This is a genomic window from Snodgrassella sp. W8135 (genome assembly GCF_016101225.1).
Classification (GTDB): Bacteria; Pseudomonadota; Gammaproteobacteria; order Burkholderiales; family Neisseriaceae; genus Snodgrassella; species Snodgrassella alvi.
The window spans coordinates 970203-982940 of sequence record NZ_JACFQX010000001.1 but is presented as its reverse complement, the minus strand read 5'-3'; the positions used below and the strand labels follow the sequence as shown (position 1 = coordinate 982940).

Below are 12738 nucleotides of genomic sequence, written 5' to 3'. Positions count from 1 at the left end.
TTAATGGTTTTAATCAGCTATTATGAATTACAATATCAATTTATTAATATATAAAAGGATTAAAATGTATTATTCACGCACAACAAAAGCTGTTCTTTTAACTTTGACTTTAGCAGTTTCCATTCCTGCACTAGCTGATCATAATTGGCAAACCTGTAAAGAAAAACAGCAACAGATTGAAAAACAATTGCAATATGCACAGGCTAACCATAATCAAAAGCAAATTAACCGGCTGAATGCACAAAAAGCAGACATCATTCAAAATTGCTCAAATGATGATTTACGACAAAAATACACTCAGAAAATTAATAAATTAGACAGCAAAATCAGTGAAACACAGCGTAAACTAGCCAAGGCTCAGGCTAAAGGAGATACAGAAAAAACTGCTGAATTACAAAATAAATTAAACGAAAATACATCAAAGCTTCAACAGGCTAAACAGAATTTAGCCCGTTTTGAGCAGGCTGCTAAACATTAAATGCACCAATATTGCTGATGAAAGAGCTTTTCACTTAAGGCTTTTTCATTAGCAAATTTATTTTCTGAAAATTCTTAGAAATTTTATGTAAACTAATAAGAAATCCCTATACCATCATTGATTGATATATTCGCCAGATATTTTCAAATTCCTTATTTGTTAAGACTACTGTCATTATTCATTTATTTTGTAATTATACAAACAGAGATTAATAGCTTAATTTAGTTTCATCTTTGTTCAGGAGCAGCTAAAATATCCTTTAGTAGTTCATCAAAGGAGTAATTAATGCGAATTTTGAGTAAAGCAATACTAACCGGCTTTATGACTGTCAATTTAACTCTGGCCTATGCCGGAGGTCTTGATACTCTGCAAAAATTCAATTCCGATACAGATGGTATTTCCGGTCAGTTTAGTCAGACTGTTCACAGTAAAAAGCGTACTCAAACTACTTCAGGAACATTTTCCATTCAGCGCCCGGGACTTTTCCGCTGGGAATATACACAGCCATATAAGCAAACTATTGTTGGTGATGGTAAAACTGTCTGGTTATATGATCAGGACTTAGCTCAGGTAACCAAGCGCTCTCAGAATCAGACCATTGGCGATTCTCCGGCAGCTATTCTTTCGAATAAATTAGCGTTGAATGCCAATTATACCTTGTCAGATGATGGCAGCAGTAATGGCATTGATTATGTTCGGGCCATTCCAAAACGAAGCGATACAGGCTATCAGAATATTCGTATTGGTTTTCGTGGTGACAATCTGGCCAATATGCAGCTGAAAGACAGTTTTGGTAATCTGACCAATATTACTTTCAGTCAGCTTAATACTCATCCGCAGTTTAATCGCAATCAGTTCAAATTTACACCGCCCAAAGGTGTAGATGTATTAAGCCAGTAAAATAGACTAATAGCATAACAGGCAGCCTGTACCTGCCTGTTTTATATTGCTTATTAATTTGATGTCAGCAACGATAAACGTATGAGCGTCCGTTATGAACACCCCGGCACCAGCGCGGACGGAACATCATCCAGTCCATATCATCATCCCATCTGCGCTGCATTGCCCAGTTCTGCGCCTGCTGCAATTTAATTTTGTTAATATAATTATTCCATGCCAGCTTGTAACAACTCTGAAAAATAGGCAAATTAACTCTTTGCCGGTATTCTTCTGCTAATTTGGCATTGGCAGGATCAGATAAAAATGTCGGGTTTTGCATTTGTTCCCGCATTAATTCAGCAGTACGGGTATCACACTGTGCAGCCAGATCCAGCTGCAGTTTTTGCTGTGCAGCCTTTTCTGCTGCTGCACGCTCGGCCTGACGGGCAGCTTTTTGCTCAGGTGTAGCACAAGCAGCCAATGCTAAAACGACTATGCCTAAATAGCAAATTTTCCGCCAATACATACAGATTCCTTTTATCCGATTACTTTCAGATCCTTATAATTATACACCAGGACATTATGGCATTTAATTGTTATAGCCTTGATGTTTGTTTTATCGGTTTTCGTTGCCAGTATGGTTTATAAACCTGTAATGGCTGCCAGCTCAAATTTCGTTCTGATAACGTTGCCTGTATTCCTCCCATCCGGTCTGTTCGTAAAAGACTAATATTTTCTTGTGCCAGCAACGCTTGCACCTGAATATGCGGATGACCGTAAGGATTTGCATAGCCTGCACTGGCCACGGCATATTGAGGGGCAACTGTTTGGATAAAAGCAGCCTCACTTGAATAACGGCTGCCATGATGACCTAAAACTAAAATCTGGCTAAATAATTTATCTCCATAAGCTTTTAGCAAGGCCTGCTCGCCTTTTTTACCTAAATCGCCGGTTATCAACACGGCTTTATCAGCACTGACTACCCTTAAAACACAGCTATAATCATTTTTTCCTTTTTTATTAGTTGCTACTGGCTGATTAAGAAATTCAAACCAGACATTGTCCCACTGCCAGTTAGCTCCGGCTGTACATGGGTGGACAGGATACTGATATGCACTGATTTGTCCGGCGATGATTTTTTTAGGTTGCAGCTGCTTTTTAATCAGTACAGCACCCCCGTCATGATCAGCATCATTATGTGAGAGTACTAGCGTATCAAGTTGCCTGATACCGGCTGCGCGTAAATTAGGTAATAACACCGATTGCGCAGCATATGCTGTACCCGTATCAAATAATAATTCATGCCCGGCCGTACTAATGCTTACAGCCAGACCTTGCCCGACGTCCCATACTCTAACTAATGCTTCACCCTGAGCGGGACGTGGAGGCCGGTAACTAAGCATTAACAATAAAATTAGCAGGCATAGCGGACGCAGATGCCAGCCTCGGGGCAGCAACATAATTAAAACAGACATCATCGCCAGTAACCACATAGCCAATGGTGCATGTGCGGGATAATATTCCGGCGCATATTCGGCTATTGTGTACAGTATCTGCATAGTTTTTTCGGTAAGATATGCAGCAAAAGTACGCAAGAAATCTAACGGAACAATCATTGATAATAATGCTATTGGTACCAGAACCAGTGTGAACCAAGGAATGGCCAGAGCATTTACCAATGGCGACATGACAGGTACCGAACCAAAACAGAAAGCTACCAATACAACTGAAGCAAGTCCGGCAGCCCACTGTGCCTGCACTAACTGAAACAATTTAATTGTATGATTTACACCTTCTCCTGCCCACATCAGAACAGCAACTAACAAAAAAGAAAGCCAGAAACCAACACTAAGAACGGCCAGAGGGTCAAACAGCAATACAAGTGCTATCGTCAGCCACCAAATTTGAAATGCTCGCAAATACCCCCGCCGCCACGTCAGCGCCAGAATGATAATCATCAGCATACTTCGCTGGGTCGGCACGGCAAATCCGGCCAGAGCACTGTATACAATCGCAGTAATTACCGCTGCACCGCGTGTCAGTATCCATGGTTGTGAAATTTGAAAAGGGAGATATTGTAAGCATTTGCTGCACAGCCACGCGGCCAGCATGGCTAACATCCCTACATGTAAGCCAGAAATGCTGACCAGATGATTTAAACCCAAAGGACGGAATACCTGCCATGCCTCAGCCGGTAAAGCAGACTGTTCGCCAACAGTAAGTGCTTTTATTAATGCTACCCCCTGCGGGTATATCTGAGATTGTGTCTGCCATCGGGTACCACACCAGACACGCCAGCTTGTGAGCTTTTCTTTCCAGCCGGACGCAGCCGGAAGTGCTTTTCGCTGACCTTTTACCACTGTAGCCTGAGCGCTGATATGATTAGCCAGTGCCCATGCTTCACGATTGAAACCAACCTTATTAGCTTCACCGATTATAGCTCGCACTTTTGCTTTTATTTGCCATCGGCTGCCAGCCGGCCATTGTTGTTTTGAATAATCAGTCAGTAGCCATTGCTGTTGCCGGCCATCAGGTAATTTAACCTGTGCCACAAAACGACTGCGTTGCTGTTCATATTGCGGGATATCGCTTACAGTAAGCGTAATATTTTGCACACTTGCTTTATCAGTAAGTGGCCATTGATTTTGTAATAAATTATCCGTGCGCCATAATGCAAATATTATTCCGGCGCATAAAGCACAACCAAACAAAAAAACCTGCCAGCGCGTAAAAAATGCGAAGACTAACAAAATAAAAAAAGCATATATCCACGGTAAAATCGCTGGTGATGGCAGCAGATAAGAACCGCAAACACCCACTACCCACCACGGTAACCATCCACTGACTACGAGAGTTTTTGACATACAAGCTGCTGTTAATTTCAGATAAATATTTATTTGTAATTATCATAACCACATTATACTGAATAATTTAAAAATGTTATTGTAATTTTTTGGCCGTAAAGCTTTTAATACTAGATTTATAGAAATCTGAGATGATAATAACAGGACAGATAATCATGCATAAAATTAAATCAGGCAGATGAAAAATTTAATACTCGATTAACGGGTTTAATTCAGTCCTATTAAAATTATTAAATCCGGATAAGATGAAATTCCAATATGTTATTTTGAAAATATACAGTTATTTTGCCAATCTGAATTTTCAGTATCTGTACTGTTGAATTAAATTTAATTAATCTCAGTAATGCCGCTGTGAAAACAAATAAATATGGGTATAATATAAAGTTTGATAATTTTAAGCCGGCTTTAATTAAAAGGACTTAATCACACTATGGCACAACAGCCTGCCGAGGGCGGAAAACTGAAAAAATCATTAAAGAAATACATGCTCACTGGCGTGCTGGTATGGTTACCTATTATTGTAACAATCTGGGTAATCAGCTATATCATTGGCATGGCAGATCAGCTTGTCAACATTCTGCCTGCTCACTGGCAGCCACAGGCAATATTGGGATTCAAGATTCATGGTTTAGGCTTACTGTTTGCTATCATTGTTGTATTTTTCACTGGTTTACTGGCAGCAAATATGCTCGGACGCAGAATATTCGCTGCCTGGGATGCGTTGTGGGGGCGCATTCCTGTCGTAAAAAGTATTTATTCCGGAGTCAAAAAAGTTTCTGAATCTCTATTGTCAGATTCCCGGCAGTCGTTTAAAACACCCGTACTGGTACCCTTTCCTCAGCCAGATATCTGGACTATTGGATTCGTATCAGGTCACATACCGGATAAACTAGCATCCGCTTTACCGCACCATTCTGAAGAAGCTTCGTCAGATAATTATATTTCAGTATATGTGCCCACTACACCTAATCCGACAGGTGGTTACTATATTATGGTTAACAGTAAAGATGTCCGCGAAATTGATATGAGCGTGGATGATGCACTGAAATATGTTATTTCACTGGGTATGGTGCAGCCGGATGAACCACCACACAACCAGTCATTACAGGCTATTTTTTCTTTACACAAACCAGCCAAACCGCATTAATGCATGATTGGCCGGAAATGATATTCCTGAATGACACAATTAACCGTAATCATAGTAACAAAGGCATCAAAATGCGAACCAACTATTGTGGCTTAATTAATGAGCAATATCTCGACCAGACTGTTACCGTAAAAGGCTGGGTACATCGCCGCCGCGATCACGGCGGTGTAATATTCATTGACCTGCGCGACCGGGAAGGTATCGTACAGGTAGTGATTGACCCGGATACACCTGAAGCTTTTACCCTGGCTGACTCTGCCCGTAACGAATATGTACTGAGTATTACCGGTCGTGTACGTGCCCGTCCTGAAGGTACCAAAAACGATAAAATGATTTCCGGCGGTATTGAACTATTAGCCAAAGAAATTGACATACTCAATACTGCTGCCACCCCGCCATTTTTAATTGATGATGAATGCATCAGTGAAAATGTACGTCTGACTAACCGCGTAATCGATTTGCGCCGTCCGGTAATGCAAAATAATCTGCGACTGCGCTATCGTGTTGCTATGGCTGTTCGCCGCTATCTGGACAGTCAGGGATTTATAGACATCGAAACACCGATGTTAACCCGCTCTACTCCGGAAGGTGCACGGGACTATCTGGTACCCAGCCGTGTATTTCCGGGTGAATTCTTTGCGTTACCGCAGTCTCCGCAGCTATTCAAACAGCTACTGATGGTGGCAGGATTTGACCGCTATTACCAGATTGTAAAATGTTTCCGTGATGAAGACCTGCGTGCTGACCGTCAGCCGGAATTTACTCAGATAGACCTTGAAACTTCGTTTTTAAGTGAAAACGAAATCATGGATATCACTGAAAACATGGTTAAGCTGGTTTTTCAGGAAGCGCTGGCTGTAGACCTACCTGTTTTCCCGCGCATGAGCTGGCATGAGGCTATGTTCCTGTATGGTTCGGATAAACCGGATTTGCGTGTAAATCTGCAATTTACCGAATTAACCGATTTGATGAAAACGGAAGAGTTTAAAGTATTTCGTGCGGCCGCCGATATGAAAAACGGCCGTGTTGTTGCCTTACGTGTCCCTAATGGTGCTAGCCTGAGCCGCAAGGAAATAGATACCTATACAGAATTTGTTGGTATCTATGGTGCAAAAGGTTTGGCGTATATCAAAGTAAATGACATTAGCAAAGTAAATAATACAGAAGATAGCGGTTTGCAATCTCCGATTGTTAAATTCCTTTCTGATCGTGCTTTACAGTCTATTATTGAGAAAACCGGTGCACAAAATGGCGATATCATTTTCTTCGGTGCTGATAAAGCCAAAGTGGTTAATGAAGCTATTGGCGCGCTGCGCGTTAAAATTGGTCACGAGCATGGTGTTGCTAACGGCTATTTTGCTGACGAATGGCGTCCATTATGGGTAGTTGATTTCCCGATGTTCGAATATGATGAAGAAGAACATCGCTGGTCTGCTATGCATCATCCTTTTACTGCACCTAAGGCCGGTCATGAGGATTTACTGGTATCTGCACCGGATCAATGTATTGCCCGTGCTTATGATATGGTGCTAAATGGCTGGGAAATCGGTGGAGGCTCTATTCGTATTCATCGTGCAGATATTCAAGAGAAAGTATTTGCTGCACTGAAAATCACTCTGGAAGAGCAACAGAATAAATTCGGTTTTCTGCTGAACAACCTGAAATTCGGTGCTCCTCCGCATGGAGGTCTGGCGTTTGGTCTGGACCGACTGGTAACCCTGATGGCTGGTGCTGATTCAATTCGTGATGTTATCGCATTCCCGAAAACTCAGCGTTCGCAGGATTTACTGGTAGATGCACCAAATCATGTTGACGAAAAACAATTGCGTGAGCTTGGCCTGCGTTTACGTCAAAAAGTTCAGACTGAAGAGAAAAATTAATTTATTCTTTTGATAAAAAAACTGCCTGATAAAATTTATCAGGCAGTTTTTTTATCATTTAGGCAAAGTACTATTTATAAATTAAATTTAATCAGCGTCTCTTTAGCCAGACACCAGATTCAATATGCGGTGTGAAAGGAAACTGATCAAACATGGCGGCCTGTTTAACGCTATGAGTAGCTAATAATGTTTGCAGATTTTCGTGCAAAGTGACCGGATTACAGGATACATAAATAATGTTATCAAATTTCTGTAACAACTTAAGAGTGTCATGATCAATACCGGCTCTCGGAGGGTCCACAAAAACCGTACTGAACTGATAATCAGCCAGATTAATCTGCTCGCTGGCCAATCGCCGGAAAGTTCGGATGCCTGTAAATGCTTCTGTAAATTCTTCTGCTGAAAGTCGGGCTAATGCAATATTATTGATATGATTATTTTCAATATTCCAATGCGCTGCCTGTACAGAAGTTTTTGATACTTCTGTAGCCAGAACTTTGTGAAATTGGCGGGACAGCGGCAAAGTAAAATTACCATTGCCACAATAAAGCTCCAGTAGATCTCCGCCATTGATCGATTGAGCAACATCAACAGCCCAACCCAGCATTGACTGACAAACTTCTGCATTCGGCTGAGTAAAACCACCTTCAAACTGTTTATACTCAAAGATTTCATTATGAACTTTTAAGCGTTCAATAACATAATCGCGTTCCAGAACTACCTTCTGCCCACGGCTGCGTCCCAAGATCTGAATGTTCAGTTCACTAGTCAGCAATTTCGCCGACTGAGCCCAGACATCATCCAGTTTTTTATGATAAATCAGAGTAACCAGCGTATCGTCTGCCAGCGTTGTTAAAAATTCAACTTGAAATAAGCGTGCTTTTAACTCTTCACTGGCCTGTATTTTGCTCAGTAAAACTGGCATCAATGAGTTAATATTTTCATGAGCTATGGCAAAATCACGTATTTTACATACATTACCGGAACTGGCTTTTTCTCCCGGGGTAAACATAGCATAACTACATCTATCTCCTTCATGCCAGATACGAAATTCCGCACGCATCCGGTAATGAGAAGCCGGAGAAGTGAAAATCTGTATTGGCGGAAAAGCACAGTCTGCAAATAGTTGCTCCAGATAGTGCTGTTTATCAGATAATTGTTGCTGGTAAGTAATGCCGGTCATATAGTTATCAGCCAAAGCAAAAAGGGCTTATTATATCAAACCCCGTTCTGCTCCCGTACATCGCGCAGAATTTGCCGGCCATAATCATCTGCAGCAATCATATCCGCAATTCTTTTTGCAGTATCTTCAGCACTTTGCAACTGATTTTTATCCTTTAAGCCAATAAAATTTTGTACCAGGGGAAATTTATCAGCATCGGCAGAACGGATATTTTGCTGCATATTGGTATCAACAACGCCGGGAGCAATACTGGCAATACGTATATGCGGATGTTGTTCAGCCGCTACTACTGCTGCATGCTGATCCAGTGCCGCCTTAGTAGCTCCATATACGCTCCAGCCTGCTACCGGATGCCGTCCGGCACCACTACTGATATGTGCAATGCGAATTTCAGCTTTCGGAGCAGCGGCAATCACCGCATTAGTTAATAGTAATGGTGCAGTAGCATTTACGGTTACCGCTTTAATAATTGCATCACAATCCTGCTGGCCTATTATTGAATTCGGCTCTACCATACCAGCGTTGTTTATCAGAATAATTTCATTTTTATTTTCAAGACCACTTTGCCAGCTGGCTGACCGGATTAATGTCGCCATAGCATCAGCATCAGAAAAATCAATTGAATATTCCAGTAATTTTTCCGGCGGATTATCCCAGCCATGCCGTGATAGACCGACAACTTTGACTTCTTTGGTCAGGTAATATTCTGTGAGAGCCCGTCCCAAACCCCGGCTATGACCAGTAATAATTACACAACATTGCATATTAAATTCCCTTTTTCAAAAATTATCTGAGTTTCTAGCCAGATAGTAATCATACACTTTACTTATGCAGTAAAAAAATCAGATTTTAATTTGTTTAAATATAAACTTGATTTACGGAGAGATTGACTTTATTAAGTTAAGTATTATCATGCAATGTAAATTTTATGCCTGTTATTTAAAGGAAACTTTTATGTCGTTAAGTATTATTCGTCATGATTGGTCACTACCAGAGGTTATCAAATTATTTCAACTGCCATTTAATGATCTGATATTTAAAGCACAAACAATACACCGACAATTTTTTGATGCCAATAAAGTGCAAGTATCAACTTTACTATCCATAAAAACCGGTGCTTGTCCGGAAGACTGTAAATATTGTCCGCAATCAGTTCATTATGATACCGGTCTGGAAAAAGAAAAATTACTTGAAGTTCAAAAGGTAATTGAAAAAGCCAAGGCTGCAAAAGCAATCGGTTCAACACGTTTCTGTATGGGTGCTGCCTGGAAGCATCCCACTGCCAGAGATATGCCGTATGTTCTGGAGATGGTAAAAGGTGTTAAAGCACTGGGCATGGAAACCTGTATGACTTTGGGCAAATTATCACAGGATCAGGCTCATGCGTTATCTGAGGCCGGATTAGATTTCTATAATCATAATTTAGATACTTCACCCGAATTTTACGGAAACATCATTACCACCCGTACCTATGCGGAGCGTTTGCAAACATTGGCTTATGTCCGAGAAGCAGGCATTAAAATTTGCTCAGGCGGAATTCTTGGAATGGGTGAATCTTTAAAAGACAGAGCCAGTTTATTAATTCAACTGGCTAATTTAGATGAACATCCGGAAAGTGTTCCCATCAATAATCTGGTCAAGGTTAAAGGTACACCTTTAGCGAATGAACAGGATATTGAACCGTTTGATTTCATCAGAATGCTTGCAGTGGCCCGTATTATGATGCCTAAATCACATGTACGATTATCCGCAGGGCGTGAACAAATGAATGAGCAAATGCAGGCACTGGCTTTTTTAGCAGGAGCAAACTCTATATTTTATGGAGATAAATTGCTTACAACATCCAATCCTCAAGTTGAAAAAGATAATGCTTTATTTATTAAATTGGGTATAAGTCCCGAACAATGTGAGGATTATAGTGATGAGATACACCGGGCAGCTATTGTACAGGCAATTTCCGAGCAAACACAAAATAATATGTCTGGTAATATTAACGAAGCTTAGTAACTCAGTGTTGTTTAAACACGTTTGTACAGTAGAGTGATAATTCTATTATTTATTACATAAAAATTCCAAATGGCACAAACCTGTATTTATAGTAAGATACAATACAATAAATTTGCACTTTACTTATGAGCACGCCGTTAACAACGCCTCCGCTGGCACCTAAAACCATAGCTATTCTTAAACAACTTAATATACATTGCTTAGAAGATTTACATCTTCGCGGAGCGTTAACTGCGTTTTTACAATTTAAAAGTATGAGTACAGGCTGTACAGACAGTCTTTTGTGGCAATTTATTGCTCTAGTAGAAGATCGCTCAGTTCAGTCGTTTACATCTGAAGAAAAAGATTACTGGCGCAAGCAGCTTAAACTGCATCCGCCAGTAGCTGTCTTTCCATCTGAAAAAGTTATGCAGCAATGGATGCATCAGGCTCTGGGTGCAGCGCAACAGGCTTCTATACTGAATGAAGTGCCGGTTGGCGCTGTTGTAGTCTGTGAAAACACCTTGGTTGGTTATGGCTACAATCGCTGTATCGCTGATTGCAATATTAGCCATCATGCAGAAATTCAGGCATTAACGGCAGCCAGTAAAGCATTGGGAAATTACCGTCTGGAAAATTGTGATGTTTATATTACTCTCGAACCGTGCGCTATGTGTGCAAGCGCATTAATACAAGCACGAATCAGAAGAGTAATTTATGGAGCTAGTGAAACAAAAACCGGGGCAGCCGGCAGTGTGATTAATTTATTTACTAATCAACAGTTAAATAAACACACTGCAATCATTGGTGGTGTTCTGGCTAATGAATCTACCCAATTATTACAGGATTTTTTTCGGCGCAAGCGCAGCCAGGTATAAACCAATGCTGCTGCAATCATAAATTACAGTAAATCGTAGCCAAATTTACCAATCATAATACATAGCAGAATAATAAAAATTTTACGTATTAATTTGCTGCCGCCACGCATTGCTAATCCGGCACCGATGATCCCTCCGCTCAGATTAGCAATAGCCAAGGGAATCGCCCAATGCCAAACGACATACTGATGTGAAATAAAATATATCAGCGCGGCAATATTTGTCATGAGATTAATAACTTTAGAAGATGCTGTTGCGGTAATAAAGTCAAAGGCAAAAAAACGAACAAATATAAAAGCCAGTAAGCTGCCTGTACCGGGACCGAATATACCATCGTATAAACCAATTAAAGCACCCATTAACAGTCCAATAGTATACTCACGCCGAGTCAGCTGACTTTGGCGCTGAACCTGACCCAAATCCTTTTTCAAAAAGGTATAAATCGCCATAATGATTAAAATAACCAGAATAGACGGTTTCATCCATGCTGTGGGCAGATATTCCACAACATGAGTACCCAGATATGCAGAAGCAAATGCAAGTAAGGCAGCAGGTAATAGCATTGCCCATGGAACGGGTATACGTCGGGTATATCGCACAGCTGCTACCAAAGTACCACATGCAGAGGCAAATTTATTTACCCCAAAAATAATCAGTGAGAAGGTCTTCTCAGGTAGTATATTAAAAAGCCCGGGGATTTGTAACAACCCGCCACCACCGACAGCTGCATCCATTAAACCGGCACTGAATCCGATAATTAATAACCACCAGATATGAGAATCACTTAACCATTCCACGATATATCCCTACTAGCGCATGGCACGTGTGGTAATACGTTTAATTAACTCTTGCTGATTACGGGGTAACCCGTCTTCGCAGAAAGTCTGATACAGCACCGAACGCACTTTATCCAGTTGATTCAGGCTGGTACCGATTACTTTCCATTGACTATTGCGCGGCTGTATCCAGCGTTTATTCACATCGTCACCATATCCGAACACCTTCATGCGCCGTGTCGGGCAATGAATAGCTTCAGCAGTAAGGTTATTAATCCCCTGATCTGATTGCTGGTTCAGAATATAATGGATAGTACGGTCTGTATTGATTTGAATACTGTTCAGCATTAATTTTGGCTGGCCCTGATATGTCTGGCTGATATAAACATCAGCCCATTGCTCATTACCGGCCGGATACGCAGGCATAGGTACAGCCTGCTCTTCCCAAGGCTGATTTTCATCAGGCCCAATATAATGCTCGTTATATAAAGTTTCCCTGCGTGCCAGTGCACAAGCACAAACACCAAGAAGTAATACAGTCAATACGGTTTTGGTAACTTTCATACCATGCTCCGAAACCGGATATACAATCCGGCTTTATTCTGAAATACTGTTTATCATTTGTCATACAACAAAAAGCTGTCTGTAATCTTATGAGAACAGACAG

At 41.0% G+C, this 12738-nt stretch carries 12 protein-coding genes; 6 read left to right on the top strand and 6 right to left on the bottom strand.

Annotation, left to right across the window (positions count from 1 at the left end; all coding sequences use genetic code 11):
* The first annotated feature begins 64 nt into the window (after positions 1 to 64).
* On the top strand, positions 65 to 478 hold the full coding sequence (locus H3T75_RS04375) for a DUF1090 domain-containing protein (protein WP_078475601.1): 414 nt from the start codon (positions 65 to 67) through the stop codon (positions 476 to 478).
* Between the two features lie 285 nt (positions 479 to 763).
* Entirely contained in the window at positions 764 to 1378 is a 615-nt protein-coding gene (gene lolA / locus H3T75_RS04370) for an outer membrane lipoprotein chaperone LolA (protein WP_025330717.1), read from the top strand.
* Positions 1379 to 1442: 64 nt separating this feature from the next.
* On the opposite strand, the gene H3T75_RS04365 is transcribed toward lolA, so the two are convergent.
* Together H3T75_RS04365 and H3T75_RS04360 are read right to left on the bottom strand one after the other, a co-directional pair.
* A complete protein-coding gene (locus H3T75_RS04365) occupies positions 1443 to 1883 on the bottom strand; it encodes a hypothetical protein (protein ID WP_180296353.1) in 441 nt (146 codons plus the stop codon).
* Positions 1884 to 1953: 70 nt separating this feature from the next.
* Positions 1954 to 4221, bottom strand: a complete 2268-nt coding sequence (locus H3T75_RS04360; protein WP_198211131.1) for a DNA internalization-related competence protein ComEC/Rec2 — start codon at positions 4219 to 4221, stop codon at positions 1954 to 1956.
* Between the two features lie 430 nt (positions 4222 to 4651).
* On the opposite strand from H3T75_RS04360, the gene H3T75_RS04355 reads away from it, so the two are divergent.
* Both H3T75_RS04355 and aspS read left to right on the top strand, forming a co-directional pair.
* Positions 4652 to 5368, top strand: coding sequence for a DUF502 domain-containing protein (locus H3T75_RS04355; RefSeq protein ID WP_025330720.1), 717 nt, complete (start codon positions 4652 to 4654; stop codon positions 5366 to 5368).
* Positions 5369 to 5439: 71 nt separating this feature from the next.
* Positions 5440 to 7248 (top strand): aspartate--tRNA ligase, encoded by a 1809-nt coding sequence (aspS, locus tag H3T75_RS04350; protein ID WP_198211280.1) that lies wholly within the window; start codon positions 5440 to 5442, stop codon positions 7246 to 7248.
* A gap of 91 nt (positions 7249 to 7339) precedes the next feature.
* Here aspS and trmA read toward each other — a convergent pair whose 3' ends face one another.
* Positions 7340 to 8431 (bottom strand): tRNA (uridine(54)-C5)-methyltransferase TrmA, encoded by a 1092-nt coding sequence (gene trmA / locus H3T75_RS04345; protein WP_110414213.1) that lies wholly within the window; start codon positions 8429 to 8431, stop codon positions 7340 to 7342.
* Between the two features lie 35 nt (positions 8432 to 8466).
* Positions 8467 to 9195 carry an SDR family NAD(P)-dependent oxidoreductase gene (locus H3T75_RS04340; protein ID WP_198211130.1) on the bottom strand — a complete coding sequence of 243 codons (729 nt, stop codon included), beginning with the start codon at positions 9193 to 9195 and terminating at the stop codon, positions 8467 to 8469.
* Positions 9196 to 9385: 190 nt separating this feature from the next.
* Here H3T75_RS04340 and bioB point away from each other — a divergent pair, with 190 nt between their 5' ends.
* A complete protein-coding gene (bioB, locus tag H3T75_RS04335) occupies positions 9386 to 10435 on the top strand; it encodes a biotin synthase BioB (RefSeq protein ID WP_084586142.1) in 1050 nt (349 codons plus the stop codon).
* 128 nt (positions 10436 to 10563) lie between these two features.
* Entirely contained in the window at positions 10564 to 11295 is a 732-nt protein-coding gene (gene tadA / locus H3T75_RS04330) for a tRNA adenosine(34) deaminase TadA (protein ID WP_198211129.1), read from the top strand.
* A gap of 23 nt (positions 11296 to 11318) precedes the next feature.
* Here tadA and H3T75_RS04325 read toward each other — a convergent pair whose 3' ends face one another.
* Both H3T75_RS04325 and H3T75_RS04320 read right to left on the bottom strand, forming a co-directional pair.
* Positions 11319 to 12095, bottom strand: a complete 777-nt coding sequence (locus tag H3T75_RS04325; RefSeq protein WP_198211279.1) for a TSUP family transporter — start codon at positions 12093 to 12095, stop codon at positions 11319 to 11321.
* Between the two features lie 9 nt (positions 12096 to 12104).
* Positions 12105 to 12635 carry a CNP1-like family protein gene (locus tag H3T75_RS04320; protein WP_084551940.1) on the bottom strand — a complete coding sequence of 177 codons (531 nt, stop codon included), beginning with the start codon at positions 12633 to 12635 and terminating at the stop codon, positions 12105 to 12107.
* Between the last annotated feature and the right edge of the window lie 103 nt (positions 12636 to 12738).